Annotated in this window: 14 protein-coding genes; 10 read left to right on the top strand and 4 right to left on the bottom strand. The window is 73.7% G+C overall.

Going from position 1 to position 16,651, the window contains the following annotated elements; genetic code table 11:
* From ABD296_RS45455 to ABD296_RS45445, 3 genes are all read left to right on the top strand, one after another.
* Positions 1 to 1,011 (top strand): sigma-E factor regulatory protein RseB domain-containing protein (locus ABD296_RS45455; RefSeq protein WP_344283331.1); only part of this gene is annotated, 1,011 nt, incomplete at its 5' end.
* Between the two features lie 138 nt (positions 1,012 to 1,149).
* Positions 1,150 to 2,847, top strand: a complete 1,698-nt coding sequence (locus ABD296_RS45450; RefSeq protein ID WP_344283328.1) for a S1C family serine protease — start codon at positions 1,150 to 1,152, stop codon at positions 2,845 to 2,847.
* 94 nt (positions 2,848 to 2,941) lie between these two features.
* Complete coding sequence (locus ABD296_RS45445; protein WP_344283326.1) at positions 2,942 to 3,295, top strand: sec-independent translocase; 354 nt, start codon at positions 2,942 to 2,944, stop codon at positions 3,293 to 3,295.
* A 137-nt stretch (positions 3,296 to 3,432) separates the two neighbouring features.
* On the opposite strand, the gene ABD296_RS45440 is transcribed toward ABD296_RS45445, so the two are convergent.
* A complete protein-coding gene (locus ABD296_RS45440; protein ID WP_344283324.1) occupies positions 3,433 to 4,572 on the bottom strand; it encodes an Mrp/NBP35 family ATP-binding protein in 1,140 nt (379 codons plus the stop codon).
* Between the two features lie 118 nt (positions 4,573 to 4,690).
* On the opposite strand from ABD296_RS45440, the gene ABD296_RS45435 reads away from it, so the two are divergent.
* Positions 4,691 to 5,146: a MarR family winged helix-turn-helix transcriptional regulator gene (locus ABD296_RS45435; RefSeq protein ID WP_344283321.1), complete on the top strand. Its 456-nt coding sequence runs from the start codon at positions 4,691 to 4,693 to the stop codon at positions 5,144 to 5,146.
* Between the two features lie 13 nt (positions 5,147 to 5,159).
* Here the strand turns inward: ABD296_RS45435 and ABD296_RS45430 are convergent, their stop codons facing one another.
* The 3 genes from ABD296_RS45430 to ABD296_RS45420 form a co-directional block, all read right to left on the bottom strand.
* On the bottom strand, positions 5,160 to 5,648 hold the full coding sequence (locus ABD296_RS45430; RefSeq protein WP_344283318.1) for a DUF1003 domain-containing protein: 489 nt from the start codon (positions 5,646 to 5,648) through the stop codon (positions 5,160 to 5,162).
* Positions 5,645 to 6,967, bottom strand: a complete 1,323-nt coding sequence (locus tag ABD296_RS45425) for a magnesium transporter MgtE N-terminal domain-containing protein (protein ID WP_344283314.1) — start codon at positions 6,965 to 6,967, stop codon at positions 5,645 to 5,647. Before ABD296_RS45425 ends, ABD296_RS45430 begins: the two co-directional genes overlap by 4 nt.
* 117 nt (positions 6,968 to 7,084) lie before the next feature.
* Positions 7,085 to 7,510 (bottom strand): cold-shock protein, encoded by a 426-nt coding sequence (locus ABD296_RS45420; RefSeq protein WP_344283311.1) that lies wholly within the window; start codon positions 7,508 to 7,510, stop codon positions 7,085 to 7,087.
* A gap of 123 nt (positions 7,511 to 7,633) precedes the next feature.
* On the opposite strand from ABD296_RS45420, the gene ABD296_RS45415 reads away from it, so the two are divergent.
* From ABD296_RS45415 to ABD296_RS45390, 6 genes are all read left to right on the top strand, one after another.
* On the top strand, positions 7,634 to 8,899 hold the full coding sequence (locus ABD296_RS45415; protein ID WP_344283307.1) for a sensor histidine kinase: 1,266 nt from the start codon (positions 7,634 to 7,636) through the stop codon (positions 8,897 to 8,899).
* The gene (locus ABD296_RS45410; protein ID WP_344283305.1) at positions 8,896 to 9,579 is read left to right on the top strand and encodes a response regulator transcription factor; all 684 of its coding nucleotides are present in this window, start codon (positions 8,896 to 8,898) and stop codon (positions 9,577 to 9,579) included. The genes ABD296_RS45415 and ABD296_RS45410 overlap by 4 nt, the downstream gene beginning before the upstream one ends.
* Positions 9,580 to 9,673: 94 nt before the next feature.
* Positions 9,674 to 10,597: an ATP-binding cassette domain-containing protein gene (locus ABD296_RS45405; RefSeq protein ID WP_344283303.1), complete on the top strand. Its 924-nt coding sequence runs from the start codon at positions 9,674 to 9,676 to the stop codon at positions 10,595 to 10,597.
* Positions 10,594 to 12,123 carry an ABC transporter permease subunit gene (locus ABD296_RS45400; protein WP_344283300.1) on the top strand — a complete coding sequence of 510 codons (1,530 nt, stop codon included), beginning with the start codon at positions 10,594 to 10,596 and terminating at the stop codon, positions 12,121 to 12,123. The genes ABD296_RS45405 and ABD296_RS45400 overlap by 4 nt, the downstream gene beginning before the upstream one ends.
* Positions 12,120 to 12,932 carry an ABC transporter permease gene (locus ABD296_RS45395; protein ID WP_344283297.1) on the top strand — a complete coding sequence of 271 codons (813 nt, stop codon included), beginning with the start codon at positions 12,120 to 12,122 and terminating at the stop codon, positions 12,930 to 12,932. Before ABD296_RS45400 ends, ABD296_RS45395 begins: the two co-directional genes overlap by 4 nt.
* A gap of 117 nt (positions 12,933 to 13,049) precedes the next feature.
* Positions 13,050 to 16,280: an FG-GAP-like repeat-containing protein gene (locus ABD296_RS45390; RefSeq protein ID WP_344283294.1), complete on the top strand. Its 3,231-nt coding sequence runs from the start codon at positions 13,050 to 13,052 to the stop codon at positions 16,278 to 16,280.
* Positions 16,281 to 16,651 lie beyond the last annotated feature (371 nt).

Genomic DNA, 16,651 nt, shown 5'->3' with positions numbered 1-16,651 from the left:
GCCGCCGCCGCGCGCCGCCCGCGCAGCGACCCCGGCGCCGTGCGGCTGCTGCGCGCCGCCGCCGACGCCGCCCGCCGCGTCCCCTACGAGGGACGCCGCTTCCTGACCACGTGGAACCGCGGCCGGTCCGCCACGTCCCGCGTCACCGCCGAGCACACCCCCGGCGACGGGGTCCGCTACGGCTCGGGCGGCGGCACGGAGGGCTACCTGCCCGACGCCTCCGCCGGCGACGCCACCGGGTTCACCGCGGGGACGCTCGCACTGCTGACCCGCAACTACTCCGTCGTCCGGGGCTCCGACGCGACCATCCTCGGCCGCCGCGCCAGCGTGGTGGAGGCCCGCCGCCAGGACGGCACGCCCGCCGGGCGGTTCTGGCTGGACGCCGAGACCGGGCTGCTGCTGCACCGCGAGCTGATCGACGCGACCGGCCGGCCGGTTATCACCAGCGGCTTCACTGAGATCAGCTTCACCGCCCCGGACACCGCGACGCCGCGCCGGGGCCGCTCCCGCGGCTCCGCCGTGGACAGCCCCGCCGACACCCCGACCAGCGCCAACGCCGCCCCCAACAGCGCCGCCACCGCGCTGCTGGAGGAGCCGCTCGACGCCCGCGCCCTCGACGGCCTGAAGCGCCGCGGCTGGCCGGTCCCCAAGCGGCTGCCTGGCCACCTGACCCTCTACGACGCCCGCCGCGAGGCCGGCGGCGCCGTCCACCTCTCCTACTCCGACGGCCTGGCCTCGGTGTCGGTGTTCGTCCAGCGCGGCGCCCTCGACGCCGGCGCGCTGACCGGCTGGAAGAAGACCGTCCGGCACGGCCGGGCGGTGTTCTGCCGCGAGTCGCTGCGCCGCTGGGCCGTCGCCGCGTCCGGCGGGTACGTCTACACCGTCCTGACCGACGCGCCGCAGAGCACGGCGGAGTCGGTCGCGTTCGAACTGCCGCGCGGCTCCGACCCGTTCTGGACGCGGCTGGCACGCGGCGCCCGCCGCCTGGCCTCGGCCGCCGACCCGTTCTGACGGGCCCGGCGCCGGCGAGGGCCCGCAGACGCCGCCCCGGGAGGCGGTCGCGGCGGGTTCTGCCTTACGCTCGCCACATGCCTATCGCGGCACGATGAGCACGGATGATGAGGACCATGCTCGGTAGGAGAGATGGGGATGACGGAAGACAACCGCCGGCCGGGGGACGAGGACGCCGTCCCCGGGCAGGAGCCTGAGCGGCAGGACGCGGCGGCTCCTCCCGAGACGGTGACCGACCAGGAGATCCCCCTGGAGCAGCCGGCGCCGGAGCCCGAGGCCGAGGCCGGGGGCGCCGACCGCCTGGTCGCGGGTGGCACGGGAGAGCAGGCCGGCGGGTTCGCCCCGCCGGACGCGCCGCGGGACGACATGCCCGGCGGCGCCATGGCGCCCCAGGAGGTGCCGCTGCAGGACGCGCCGCCGCGCGACATGCCGCAGCCGCCGCCCGTGCCGATGGACAAGCCCATGGACGGTCCCCAGGACCAGCGCGGGCGGCCCGGGTTCGTCCCGTACGACCAGGACCCGCGGGCGATGCACGGCCAGCCGCCGTACGGGGGCTGGCCGCAGCAGGGACCACCGCCGCCGCCCGGCGCCCGGCCGCCCATGGGCCCGCCGCCTCCGGGGGCGCCGATGGGCCCGCCGCCCGGCGGGCCCCGCCCGATGGGGGCGTTCGGGCCGCCGATGGGCACCGGCCCGAACTGGGCGCCGGTCCCGCCCCCGCCGTCCTCGTCCGGGCGCGGGCCCGGGCTCGGCCTGCTGGCCATCGTGGCGCTGATCGTCGCGCTGGTGGCGGGGGCCGTCGGCGCGGGGATCGGGGTGATCGCCACCGACGACGGCGACAACGACGGCGGCTCGGTCAGCCTCGGCGGCGGCAGCGGCAGCGACACCAAGGTGCAGAGCCGCCCGCCGGACTCCGTCGCGGGCGTGGCGCAGCGGGTGCTGCCCAGCGTCGTGATGATCCGCGTGAAGTCGTCGCAGGGCGAGGTCGGCGGGACCGGCTTCATCGTCAACGGCGGCTACATCGTCACCAACAACCACGTGGTGTCCGAGGGCGGCGGCGGCCAGATCCAGGTGATCTTCAACGACAAGAAGATGCTGCCCGCCACGGTGAAGGGCTCCGACCCCTCGTCCGACGTGGCGGTGGTGAAGGTGGAGGGGCAGCACTCGCTGCCCGCGCTCGCCCTCGGCGACTCCACCAAGATCGCGGTCGGCGACCCGGTCATCGCGATCGGCTCGCCGCTCGGCCTCCAGGGCTCGGTGACGACCGGCATCGTCAGCTCACTGAACCGCGCCGTGCCGACCCAGGGCGAGGGCGGCGGCGACTCGTCCTACCTCAACGCGATCCAGACCGACGCCGCGATCAACCCCGGCAACTCGGGCGGCCCGCTGGTGGACGCCAAGGGCCGGGTGATCGGCATCAACACCGCGATCGCGACGCTCGGCGGCCAGTCGCTCGGCGGCGGGGAGCAGAGCGGCAGCATCGGCCTCGGCTTCGCCATCCCGATCAACCAGGGCAGGCGGGTCGCCGAGGAGATCATCAGGACCGGCCAGGTGAAGATGGCCAAGCTCGGCGTCCTGCCGGACCCGCAGTACCAGCAGGGCGGCGCCCGCATCATGCAGCAGCCCGTGCAGGGCCAGCAGCCGGTGACCAAGGGCGGCCCGGCCGACCATGCGGGCCTCAAGCCCGGCGACATCATCACCAAGGTCGACGACCAGCCGATCGAGGACGCCACCGACCTGATCGCGCAGATCCGCAGCCGCGCCCCCGGCGACCGGATCAAGGTCACCTACCAGCGGGGCGGCAAGGAGAGCACGGTCGAGATCACGCTCGGTTCGTAGCGCAGGATGTTAAGGCCGGGTTCATCCCGGCTGGGGATACGCTGGGGGGACCGGTCCGCGCAGGGCCGGTCCCCGGCGGCTTGTGGAGGACGGGTTGTTCGACGTCGGACTCGGCGAGATGGCGGTGCTGGTCGTCCTCGCCCTGGTCATCTTCGGTGACAAGCTGCCCCAGGTGGCCGGCCAGGCCGGCCGGATGCTGCGGCAGTTCCGCCAGATGGCCAACTCGGCCAAGGCCGACCTGGAGGCGGGGCTCGGCCCGGAGTTCAAGGACTTCGACATCGCCGACCTGCACCCCAAGACGTTCGTCCGCAAGCACCTGTTCGAGGACGACGACTCGTTCCTGAACGGCAAGCTCTTCGACGACGACGAGCCGTCCTACGCGGCCCCCGCCACGGCGGGCGCCCTCGACTACGGCGAACGCCCCCCATACGACAACGAAGCAACCTAGCCCAGGGGGACGCCCCCCTGGAACCCCCCGTTGCGGTTGACAGGCTGTTTCCCGCTCCGCTGGCGCTCCCCGAGACCACGTAGGTCTGGCGAGTACGCGAAAGGCCCCGCCCGAGGCGGGGCCTTTCTCTTTTGTTCCTAACGGCCCTTGGGGGAGATGCCGAGGGCCATGCCGGCGAGGCCGCGGGAGCGGCCGCCGAGCTTGTCGGCGATGGTGCGCAGCTCCTTGGCGGCGCCCGCGTCGGGGTCGGCGAGCACCAGCGGGACGCCGTTGTCGCCGCCCTCGCGCAGCCGGGGGTCGATCTCGACCTGGCCGAGCAGCGGGACCTTGGTGCCGAGGGTGCGGGCCAGGGCGTCGGCGACGGTCTGGCCGCCGCCCTCGCCGAAGATGTACTGGCGCTCGCCGCAGTGCGCGCAGGCGAGGTAGGACATGTTCTCGATCACGCCGACGACCTGCTGGTGGGTCTGCGCGGCGATCGCGCCGGCGCGCTCGGCGACCTCGGCGGCGGCCTGCTGCGGGGTGGTGACCACCAGGATCTCCGCGGACGGCAGCAGCTGCGCGACGGAGATCGCGATGTCGCCGGTGCCGGGCGGCAGGTCCATCAGCAGGACGTCCAGGTCGCCCCAGTAGACGTCGGCGAGGAACTGCTGCAGGGCCCGGTGCAGCATCGGACCGCGCCACACCACCGGCTGGTTCCCGGCGGTGAACATGCCGACGGAGATGACCTTCACGTCGTGCGCGGACGGCGGCATGATCATGTCCGCCACCTTGGTGGGGGAGTCGGTCACGCCCAGCATCCGCGGCACCGAGTGGCCGTAGATGTCGGCGTCGACGACGCCGACCTTGCGGCCCTGCGCGGCGAGCGACGCGGCCAGGTTGACGGTGACCGAGGACTTGCCGACGCCGCCCTTGCCGCTGGCCACCGCGTAGACCTTGGTGAGCGAGTTCGGCTTGGCGAACGGGATCTCCTTGGCGGGCTCCCCGCCGCGCAGCTTGGTCTGCAGGTCCTTGCGCTGCTCCTCGCTCATCACGTCCAGGTCGACCTGGACCGAGGTGACCCCGTCGAGCCTGGAGACGGCCTCCGTGACGTTCTTGGTGATGGTGTCCCGCATCGGGCACCCGGCAACGGTCAGGTAGACGCCGACGCGGACGGTGCCGTCCGCCGCGATGTCGACGCCCTTGACCATGTCGAGCTCGGTGATGGGCTTGCGGATCTCAGGATCGTTCACCGTGGCGAGGGCCGCGGTCACCTGCTCGGTCGTCAACTGGTGGGCCATGCGCCCATGGTATGAACCCGGCGGCGGTATCGGCCAATCGGGTGCCGGACCTCACACGGGCGCGCGACACCCGCCCCGGCCCCTTCGCCCGCGGCTTCCGGCACCGTAACATCGGGGCGTGACATTCCGGTCCAGCACCATGTCGGCCGCCGAGCTGGCGGTGTGGCGCACCATGCTGCGCGCCCAGGTGCAGATCTCCCGCCGGCTCCAGGCCGACCTGCTCGCCGACCACGATCTCGCGCTGGCCTCCTACGACGTGCTGATGCACCTCGGTGAGGCGCCCGGCGGCCGGCTGCGGATGAACGACCTCGCCGACCGGGTGCTGCTGTCGCGCAGCGGGCTGACCCGGCTGATCGACCGGCTGCAGCGCGACGGCCTGGTCGTCCGGCAGTCCTGCACGAGCGACGCGCGCGGCCTGTTCGCGGCGCTGACCCCGGCGGGGCGGGCCCGGCTGGCCGACGCGACCCCCACCTACCGCGACGGCGTCCGCGAGTACGTGCTGAGCAGGCTCGACGAGCCCGACCTGCGGATCTTCGGCAGCATCCTCGACAAGCTCGCCGACGAGGCCGTCTGAGCCGGTCGTCCCTCTAGGAGAGGGTGGGGTGCTGGTCCTTGGCGTCCAGCTCGCGCAGGATCTGCTGGAGTTCCGAGCGCAGGAAGTCGCGGGTGACGACCTCGCTGAGCGCGACCCGCAGCCCGGCGATCTCCCGGGTGATGTACTCGGTGTCGGCGATGGTGCGGTCGTTGCGGGCGCGGTCCTGCTCGTACTGGACGCGGTCGCGGTCGTCCTGCCGGTTCTGCGCGAGCAGGATCAGCGGCGCCGCGTAGGACGCCTGGAGCGACAGGATCAGCGTCAGGAAGATGAACGGGTAGGGGTCCCAGCGCAGGAAGTGCGGGGCGAGGAAGTTCCAGCCGATCCAGACGACGATGAACCCGGTCATGTAGACCAGGAACCGGGCGGTCCCGAGGAACCGGGCGATCCGCTCCGACAGCCGGCCGAACGACTCGGGGTCGTAGTGCGGCCGCGGCACGATCGTGCGGCGGATCTCGCGCGGCTGGTCCAGACGTGTGGTCATCTCGCCCCCTCGGCGCCCCGGAGTGCCTCTTCCTCGGGATCCGCGGCCGCCTCGGCGGCGGCGTCCATGGCGGCCTCCCGCCAGTCCTCGGGCAGCAGGTGGTCGAGGACGTCGTCGATGGTCACCGCGCCGAGCAGGTGCCCGTTCTCGTCCACCACGGGTGCGGCGACCAGGTTGTAGGTGGCCAGGATCATGGCGACGGCCTCCAGCGTCATGGTGGGCCGCAGCGGGTCGAGCGCGGTGTCGACGATCCCGCTGACCAGCGTCGGCGGCGGTTCGCGCAGCAGTTTCTGGAAGTGCACGGTGCCGAGGTAGCGGCCGGTGGGCGTCGCGGTCGGCGGCCGGCTCACGTACACCTGCGCGGCCAGCGCCGGGTTCAGGTCGGGCTGACGGATCTGCGCGAGCGCCTCGGCGACCGTCGCGTCGGGCGGGACGATCACCGGTTCGGTGGTCATCAGGCCGCCCGCGGAGTCGTCCTCGTAGGTCAGCAGCCGCCGGACGGGCGCGGCCTCCTGCGGCTCCATCAGCGTCAGCAGCTGCTCGCGCTGCTCGGTGGGCAGCTCGCCGAGCAGGTCGGCGGCGTCGTCGGGGCCCATCGCCTCCAGCACGTCGGCGGCCCGGTCGGCCTCCAGCTTGCCGAGGATCTCGATCTGGTCGTCCTCGGGCAGCTCCTCCAGGACGTCGGCGAGCCGCTCGTCGTCGAGCGCCGCCGCGACCTCGGTGCGCCGCTTGGGGGGCAGCTCGTGCACGATGTTGGCCAGGTCGGCGGCCTTCATCTGGCCGAACGCGGCGATCAGCCCGGCGGCGCCCTGGCCGTGCTCGACGGCGGAGAAGCCCTCGACGGCGTCCCAGTCCACGACCAGGCTCTCGCCCCGGCGGCGCAGGCCCGCGCCGCGGCGCAGCCCGCGCCCGCCGCGCAGGACGGCGACCTTGGTGACCAGCCAGTCGCGGGTGCGGGTCGGCTCCATCGCGACGTCCACCACCGAGACGGGCTCGCCGGAGTCGCAGAACCGGATCGTGCGGTCGAGCATCTCGGCGATGACGAGCGTCTCGGACTCGCGCTTGCTGAACCGCCGCATGTTCAGCCGGCCGTCGAAGATGACCGCGTCCGCCTCGATCAGCTGCACCCGGGTGATCGGCAGGAACACCGGGCGGCGCGGGCCGACCTCCACCACCAGGCCGAGCACCCGCGGCGGCCGGGGGGCCAGGCGCAGCGCCACCACCACGTCGCGGACCCGGCCGACCTGGTCGCCGGCCGGGTCGAACACCGCGATCCCGGCGAGCCGCGCGATGAACACGCGCGTCGGAGCTCCGCTCATGGGCCTGACACTACCCATGATCTACCAGCCGATTCGGGGCGGGAGCGGCGTCCCGCGGGCGACGGCCGGGTGAACGCGCGGGTCAGCGCGCGGGCGCGGGGCGGTCCCCGCGCGGGATCACGCCTCGACCCAGCCGTGCTTCTTGGCGAAGCCGAGGAAGCCCTCGCGGATGCTGACGATCTGCCGGCCGGTCAGGTCGGGCGTGCTCGACAGCAGCAGCTCGGTGATGTCCTCGCGCAGCTCCGCCGGCTCGAGGACGTCGCACAGCCCCTCGTCCAGCAGCTGCGACGACGACGACGAGGAGGAGGACTGGCGCGGCGCCGGGGAGGACGAGGACGCCCGGGACAGGATGCGGACGCCGAACGCCTTCGGTCCCCGCTCGCTGTCGACCGTCTCGAACTCGACCGTCGCGCCGGGCGTCAGGCCCGACTTGTCGTCCAGCACCTCGTTGGCGTGGACGAACACGTCGTCACCGCCGCCGTCGGGGACGATGAACCCGTAGCCCCGGACCCCGTCGAACCGCAGAACTCGTCCAGTACGCACCAGAACCGACCAACTCTCAACACCGCGAAACGCGAACCAGAAATACCTGTTCCCAATTTAGCGCGCCCACCCTCCCGGACACGGGAAGCTCCGCCCACCGCGCTGCTGCTGCATAATGCGCCTGTGAACCGCGCAGCCCCCCGGCTCGGGGGACGAGCACCGCGAATCGCCGGGTCCTCGTTGCTCGCGGCGGCGGCCTGCCTCGCCGTGCTGTCCCTCGCCGACGCGGCCGCCGGCCTGGCGTGGGACAGCGGACCGGTCGCGCGGCTGGCGATGGACATGTCGGGAGCGCGCGACGGCGACGGCGGCGTGCGGATCCATGTCATCGCGCTGGCGGTGCTGCTGTGCCTGTGCGCGACGCTGCCCGTCGCCCTGCCTCGTCCGGCGGTCGCGGCGCTCACGGTGACCGCTGCGGACGCGGCCACGCTCGGCTTCTTCCACACGGCGACCTTCGCGGGCCTGGCCGCGCAACTGGTCGCCGCCTACCGCGCCGGACGGCACGGCGCGCACCTGGCCGCGCTGGTCATCGGGCTGCCGTTCCCCGTGCTGGCGCTCGCCGGGCCCGCGACGGCGGAGTTCCGCGTCCGGGCCGTGCTGCTCGCCGCGCTCGTGCCGGCCGCGGCGCTGGCCGGGGCGGCCCGGCGGGCGCGCGCCGAGGCGCTGGAGAGCAGCACCGTCCGGCAGGCGATGGCCGGGACGCTGCTGGAGAACACCGCGCGCGGCGAGCGCGCCCGCATCGCCCGCGAGCTGCACGACGTCGTCGCCCACCACATCTCCATGATCGCGGTGCAGGCTGAGACGGCGCGGCTCGCCACCCCCGGCATGCCGGACGCGGGTGCGAAACGGCTGCTGGACATCGGCGACACCGCGCGGGCCGCCCTCACCGAGATGCGGCGGCTGCTCGGCGTGCTGCGCGAGGACACCCGCCGTCCGGAGGCGCGGGCCGCGGAGCGGCGGCCGCAACCGGGACTCGTCCAGCTCCTGGACCTGCTGGACGAGGCGCGGGACGTCTCCGGCACGGCGGCCCGGCTGATCGTGCAGGGGCCGCCGGACCCGCTCGACCCCGGCGTCGAGCTGGCCGCCTACCGGATCGTCCAGGAGTCCCTGACCAACGCCCGCCGGCACGCGCCCGGCGCCGCCGTGGACGTCGAGCTGCACTACACCGGCGTCGCGCTGCGGGTCCGGGGCCGCGACAACGGGCCGGGCGGGCCCGCGTCGCCGGCGTCCGGCGGGCACGGGCTGCTCGGCATGCGCGAGCGCGCCACGGCCGTCGGCGGCGAGGTCCGCGCCGGGCCGGCGGCGGGCGGCGGCTACCTCGTCGAGGCGAGCCTGCCCACCGGCACGGGCCCCGGCACCGGCAGGCCCGCCGCACCGGAAGGACCACGATGAGCGAGCCGCGAACGATCAGCATCGTCGTCGCCGACGACCACCCGGTGGTCCGCACCGGCTTCGCGACGCTGCTGGACGCCCAGCCCGGCTTCACCGTCGCCGGGACGGCCGAGGACGGCGCCGGGGCGGTGCGGGTGTGCGCCGAGCTGTCCCCGGACGTCGTGCTGATGGACGTCCGGATGCCCGGCATGGACGGCATCGAGGCGACCCGGCGGATCGTCGCGTCCGGCCCGGGCCGGACGCGGGTGCTGATCCTGACCACGTTCGACCTGGACGAGTACGTCTACGACGCGCTGCGCGCCGGGGCCGGCGGGTTCCTGCTCAAGGACGTCACCGCCGAGCGGCTCTTCGACGCCGTCCGGGTCGTGGCGGACGGGGACGCGCTGCTCGCACCGGCCGTCACCCGCCGCCTCATCGACGAGTTCGCCCTGCTCAAGCCCCGCTCGGGAAGCCTCCCCGCGACGACGCTGGACGTGCTGACGCCGCGCGAGCGGCAGGTGCTGCGGCTGGTCGCGGACGGCCTGTCCAACGCGGAGGTCGCCGCCCGCCTGGTCGTCACCGAGGAGACGGTGAAGACGCACGTCAGCCGCGTCCTGACCAAGCTCGCGCTGCGCGACCGCACCCAGGCGGTGATCATCGCCTACGAGACCGGCCTGGTCGTGCCGGGCTCCAAGGAGTAGCTCCCAGGAGGGACGGGGCCGTCCCTGGCGCGGGGGACGGGGATCGCTCGGCGCCGTGACGACCGCAGGGGCGCCCGGTTCCTAGTCTTCGAGCATGGAAGCGACCATCGAAGTCGACGGCCTGCGCAAGCGCTTCGGCCGCACCCTCGCGCTGGACGGCATGTCGTTCGCCGTCCGTCCCGGGGAGGTCACCGGGTTCGTCGGCCCGAACGGGGCGGGCAAGTCCACCACGATGCGGGTGATCCTCGGGCTGGACGCGGCCGACGCGGGCCGCGCGCTGGTCGGCGGCCGGCCGTACCGGAGCCTGCGCGACCCGCTCCGCCACATCGGCGCGCTCCTCGACGCCGCCGCGCTGCAGCCGAGCCGCACCGCCCGCAACCACCTGCTGTGGCTGGCGCACTCGCAGGGCCTCGGCGCCGGACGCGTCGGCGCCGTGCTCGACCGGGTCGGGCTGGCCGGGGCGGCGCGGCGCCGCGCGGGCGGCTTCTCGCTCGGCATGCGGCAGCGGCTCGGGATCGCGGCGGCGCTGCTGGCCGACCCGCCGATCCTCATGCTGGACGAGCCGTTCAACGGCCTCGACCCGGACGGGATCCGGTGGATGCGCGGATTCCTGGCGTCGCTGGCCGCCGAGGGCCGGGCGATCCTGGTGTCCAGCCACCTGATGAGCGAGCTGCAGGACACCGCCGACCACCTGATCGTGGCCGGGCGCGGCCGGGTCGTGGCGGACGCGGGCGTCGGCGAGCTGCTCGCGGCGGCGTCGCGGGGACGGGTCGGGCTCCGCACGTCCGACCGCACCCGCGCGATGACGGTGCTGGCGAACGCGGGCGCCACCGTGTCGGTCGACGGCGCCGAGACCCTCACCGTGTCCGGGCTGCCCGCCGAGGAGATCATCGGGCTGCTCGGCCGCGCCGCCGTGCCGTTCTCCGAGGTCGCCGCGCACCGCGCGACGCTCGAGGAGGCGTACATGGAGCTGACCCGCGACGAGGTCGAGTTCGGTGCCGCGCAGGCGGCGTCATGACCGCGGTCCTCCCGCCGCGGGCGGACGAACGGCGCTCCCGCGCCGGCTTCGCGCGGCTGCTGCGCGCCGAGTGGACCAAGTTCCGGACCGTCCGGGGCTGGGTCATCGGCACCGTCGCCGCCGCCGTCGTCACCGTGCTGATCGGGCTCTTCGGCACGGCCGGCCCCACGTTGAACCACCGGCCGGACGCGATCCCGACCGCACCGGACGGCCGCGCGGTGAACGACTCCTTCTACTTCGTCCACCGGACGCTCCAGGGCGACGGCTCGATCACGGTCCCGGTGACCTCGCTGACCGGCGTGATCAGCATGGGCCCGGACGAGCGGCGCGGCGTCGAGCCGTGGGCGAAGGCGGGGATCATCGTCAAGGACGGGCTGCGGCCCGGCTCGCGGTATGCGGCGGTCATGGCCACTGGCGCCCACGGCGTGCGGATGCAGCACGACTACGTGCACGACACCGCCGCGCCGCAGGCGGTCGCGTCCGCGCGGTGGCTGCGGCTCGTCCGGTCCGGTGACCTGGTCACCGGCTACGGCTCCGCCGACGGCGCGCACTGGACGCGGGTGGGCTCCGTCCGGCTCCCCGGACTCGCGACCGGGGTGCAGGCCGGCGCCTTCGTCGCGTCGCCCATGGACATCAAGGCGACCTCGCACGGCGCCGCGTTCGACCCCGCCGTCGCGACCGCGACGTTCGGCACGGCCGCTCTGGCCGGCCGCTGGACGCCCGGTACCTGGAAGGGCGAGCAGGTGGGACGCGCCGGAACGTCCGGCAGCTACACCGACACCACCCGCGGGGGGTTCACCGAGTCCGCGCGGGGCCTCACCGTGACCGGCGCCGGCGACATCGCCCCGATCGTCGGCGGCCCCGCGCTCGGCACCGGCTACACCATCGAGAACCTGCTCGTCGGCGCGTTCGCCGGCATCCTCGTGATGGCCGTCGTCGGGGCGCTGTTCGTCTCCGCCGAGTACCGGCGCGGCCTGATCGGCCTCACCTTCGCCGCGAGCCCGCGCCGCGGCCGCGTGCTGGCCGCGAAGGCCCTGGTCATCGGCTCGGTCGCGTTCGTTACCGGGCTGGTCGCCGCCGCGGTCGCCATCCCGCTCGCCACCGCACGGGCGCGCGGCCACGGCTTCTTCATCCTGCCGGTGTCCGGGTGGACCGAGGTCCGCGTCGTGGCCGGCACCGCGCTGCTGTTCGCCGTCGCGTCCGTCCTCGCCCTCGCGCTCGCCACCCTGATCCGGCGCGGCGCGGCGGCCGTCACGATCATCGTCGCGGTGCTGGTCCTGCCCTACGTGCTGGCCAGCGGCGCGCTGCTGCCGGACGGGCCGTCCGGCTGGCTGCTGCGGGTCACGCCGGCGGCCGGGTTCGCGATCCAGCAGACCGTCGTCCGGTATCCGCAGGTCGAGACCGTCTACACGCCGTCCAGCGGCTACTTCCCGCTGCCGCACTGGGCGGGCTTCGCGGTCCTGTGCGCCTACGCCGCCGTCGCGCTCGCCGCCGCCGCCCACCTGCTCCGCCGGAGGGACGCATGACACAGCCCCTGCCCCTCCAGCGGGCCCTGCCTTTTCAACGAGCCCTGCACGCGGAGTGGACGAAGTTCCGCACCGAGGCCGGCCCGGTCTGGCTCCTGCTCGCCGCGGTCGCCCTGACGATCGCGCTCGGCGCGGGAGCGGACGGCTCCGCCCGCTGCGCCCCGCCCGACTGCGCCTCGGACGCCACGAAGCTCAGCCTGACCGGGGTGATGCTCGGCCAGGCCGCCGTCGCGATCCTGGCCGTCCTGGCCATCGGCAACGAGTACGGAACCGGGATGATCCGGACCACGTTCACCGCGGTGCCGCGCCGCGTCACCGTCCTCGCCGCCAAGGGCGCGGTCCTCGCCGGCACCGTCATGCTCGCCGGGGCCGTCGCGGTCCCGGCGTCCCTGCTGGCCGGACGGCTCGTCCTGCCGGGGAACGGGTTCACCGCCGCGCACGGCCACCCGCCGATCTCGCTCGCCGACGGCCCGACGCTGCGCGCCGCCGTGGGGTCCGTCCTCTACCTGGTGCTGATCGCGCTGCTCGCCCTGGGCGTCGCGACCGCCGTCCGGGACTCCGCCGCCGCCATCGGCACCGTCCTCGGCCTGCTGTACCTCCTCCCGATCGTCATCAACGTGATCGGCGATCCGGTGTGGCAGCGCCGCCTGGAGAAGATCGCCCCGATGCCCGCCGGGCTGGCCGTCCAGGCCACCACCGACCTCGCCGGCCTGCCCATCTCCCCCTGGAAGGGCCTCGCGGTGCTGGCCGGGTGGGCCGCCGCCGCCCTCCTCGCCGCGACCGTCCTGCTGCGCGCGCGGGACGCCTAGCGGCACCGCAGTGAAGTGAGCGTGGCGAACGGTCTTGTGTCATCCGGGTGAGTAGGCGCGGGGGAGAAGGTGAGGGATATTCGGGTTCCTTGCCCGTGGTGACGTCGGGAGCCTGGTATGCGCGTGCGGCCGATGATCGGGATGCTGGTGGCGGGACTGCTCGCCTGGGGGCCCGCCGCGTTCGCCGAGGGCGGGTTCCCGGCGTCGCCGCCGAACGATCCCGACTACGCCCGCGCCGAGGTGCAGGGGTGCGGGAACGGCGTCAACGGCGAGCAGCACGCCCTGTACTCCTTCATGCCGAAGTGCGCGCCGAACGCCAAGGACCCCGAGAACGCGTCCGGGATGTCGGTCGACAAGGCGTGGCGCGAGTACACCACCGGATCGCCGGACGTCGTCATCGCCTATGTGGAAGGCGGCGTCAACTGGCACAACGGCGACGCCGCCGAACTGGCCGACAAGGTGTTCCTCAACACCGGCGAGCTGCCCAAGCCGGACGGCTCCTCCGCCTACGACAAGGACGGCGACGGAGCGGTCACCGCCGCCGACTACGCCCAGGACCCGCGCGTGAAGGACGCCAACGGCAACGGGCGCATCGACCCCGAGGACCTGATCGCCGCCTTCTCCAACGGCAAGGACGACGACGGCAACGGCTTCACCGACGACGTCTCCGGCTGGGACTTCTACGAGCACCAGAACGACCCCGCCACCTACGACTCCACGTACGGGCACGCCAACGGCCAGATGAAGACGCTGGCCGCGCAGACGGACAACGGCGTGCAGGGCGCCGGGGTGTGCCCGCGCTGCCGGATCCTGCCCGTCCGCGCGGGCCAGGAGGCCCTCGACCGGACGGACGACCTGGCGCAGGCGTGGCTGTACGCGGCCCACATGGGCGCGAAGGTGATCGTCAGCACGACCGCCGACCTCGGCTACTCCTCCTACATGCGGCAGACCGTCGACAAGCTGTGGCGGGACGGCGTCGTCATGGTCGAGGCCAGCAACGACTTCGACTCCACCGATCACCAGGGCGGCATGTTCTGGCCGCACGTCGTCCCGGGCAACGGCCTCGTCCCGAACAGCAAAGGGGTGCCGGACCCGCTGGCCAACACGCTGACCACCACCTACCGGACGCGTTCGGGCCAGACGTCGTTCGGCGCCAAGGCGATGTTCTCCGTGGCCACCCAGGGCGGCTCGACGTCGGAGTCGACGCCGACGACCGGCGGGGTGTTCGGCCTGCTGCTGTCCTACGGGATCCAGTCGGGCCGGCCGCTGACGAACGAGGAGGCCGTCCAGGTGCTGCGCGCGACCGCCTCCGACATCGACGACCCGTCCCTGCCCTGGCCCGGCAAACCCGGATGGGACCGGCAGTACGGGTACGGGCGGCCCAACGTCGCCAAGGCCATGCAGGCGGTGAAGGACGGCGCCATCCCGCCCGTCGGCTCGATCACCAGTCCCGACTGGTACGCGCTTTATGATCCGACGACCACGAAATCCGTCGATGTCACCGGCTACGTCGCCGCGCCACGATCGTCCGGCTACCGGTACGAGCTGGAGTGGGCGCCGGGCATCGAGCCATCCGACGGCGCCTTCACGGAGGCCGGCTCCGGTTCGGGCACCTCGCCCCACGATGGGCGGATCGGCACGCTCGACCTGTCGCGGGTCCCGGAATCGGTGTGGAACAAGCCGTACAAGCTGTCGGATGACAAGGCGCTGTCGGCCAGCGAGCAGTACACCGTCACGCTGCGACTGCGCGTATGGGACGCATCCGGCCGGATGGCGGAGGAGCGGCGCGCGATCGCCGTCCACCACGATCCCGCCCTGCGCGCGGGCTTCCCGAAGAAGCTCGGCGTCGGCAACGAGAGCCAGCCCGCGATCACCGATCTCCAGGGCCGGAAGGCGATCGTCTACGCCGACGGCGACGGCCGCGTGCACGCGCTCGACGGCGCGTCCGGCAAGGAGCTGCCCGGCTGGCCCGCCACGACGCGGCCGACCGTCCCGCAGCGCACCTATCCCGGCATCGACCCCGGTCACGAGCCGGTCGTGGCGCCGGTCGCGATCGGGGACCTGCTCCACGACGGCCACCAAGAAGTGGTCGTGACCAGCACCACAGGCCGCACCTACGCCTTCGACGCGTCCGGACGGCCCCTGCCCGGCTGGCCGAAGACCCTCGACGCCGGGGTGACGCCGCCCCCCGTCCCACGTCCCGCCCTGGAGTACACCAGGCTGCCCGTGCGGGGCGCGACCGCCTCGCCGGTCCTGGTGGACCTCGACGGAGACGGGCGCCTCGACGTCGTCCAGACGGGCTGGGACGGGCGCGTCCACGCCTGGCGGCCGGACGGCTCCGACCTGCCCGGATGGCCGGTCGAAGTGCGCGCGAGCAACGGACCGCCCGCCGGCTACATCCGGATCAACGATCACAAGCTCCCCGGCACCCCGGCCGTCGCCGATCTCGACGGCGACGGGAAGCCCGAGATCGTCCTCCGCTCGCAGCTGTCGGACAGCAAGGGCGGGGGAGAGCAGTTCTACGGGGCCAACTACGCCTTCGCCTTCCACGCGGACGGCAAGCCCGTGCCGGGCTGGCCCGTCCGGCTGTCGTCGGTCATGACCTTCTACGGCAGCGCGCAGGAGTTCATCACCGAGGGCGTCAACCAGCCGGTGACGGCCGACGTGGACGGCGACGGCAAAGACGAGGTGGCCACGGGCCCGTCGTTCGGCCCTACCTACCTGATCTCCGGGACCGGCAAGATCCTGCGCGACTTCGGCCCGCTCGCCAACCCCGCCCTGGACCCGTCCGCCGTGCTCGGCGGCCATCTGCCCGCCGACGTCCCGCTCTCCTTCACCACCTCCGGGGCCTTCGGCCGGTTCGGGCCGCTGAACCGGCTGGGCTACACCGAGGGCGGGTCGGGCGCCGCGTCCCTGGTCGCCGCGCTGCTGTTCCCCGGCAGCGGGCAGCCGATCGGCAACTACCAGCGCGGCTACGACGCCGCCACGGCCCTGCCCGTGCCCGGCTTCCCGCAGCCCCGCACGGGCCTGGCCTTCCTCGGCTCCCCGATCATCGTGGACGTCACGGGCGACGGCCGCGCCGAGGTCGTCGGAGGCGGCGATACGTCCACTTTGCATGCCTTCGGATGGTCCGGGCAGGCCGCCGGCTTCCCGCTGTTCACCGGCGGCTGGACGATCTGGTCCCCGTCCGCGGGGGATCTGGACGGCGACGGTAAAACCGATCTTGTCACCACCACTCGCGAGGGTTACCTGTTTGCCTGGGCGACCCAAGGCAAAGCCGCGGACTCCGAGTGGTCCACCTACCACCACGATGACCGGCGTACCGGGCGTTACGGCCCGCTGGGCTGACCCGCCGAGGGCCCGCATCCCCGCCGGCCCGAGATCATCGAACTTTTTTTGGCGCCCGCGGACTGGCCCTGAGGCCGCGTGTGGCGGGTGTTTTGGGCTGTCTTTGCTGGTGGGCCCGTGGTTTGGGATGTCCTTGACGAAATATGGGGCCGCTTGAACCTGTTGTGGATGTGTGACCGACGGGGAAGCCCGTCCGGGGCGCCCGCTTCGATCTGACGAAGGGCGCATCGAGTCCCTGATCATCAGGACTGCCGATCAAGGCACGTCCGCCGCCGAGTCCGCACAGCGCCGAACCAAGGCCACGCCGAATCACGGTGATGCGGAGCCGGGGACCCACCGAAACACCGGGGTGAATCCGCACCCCCGCATGC

Source organism: Actinomadura napierensis (assembly GCF_039529375.1).
Classification (GTDB): domain Bacteria; phylum Actinomycetota; class Actinomycetes; order Streptosporangiales; family Streptosporangiaceae; genus Spirillospora; species Spirillospora napierensis.
The sequence above is the reverse complement of the archived record's forward strand: the minus strand, read 5'-3'. Positions and strand labels throughout refer to the sequence as shown.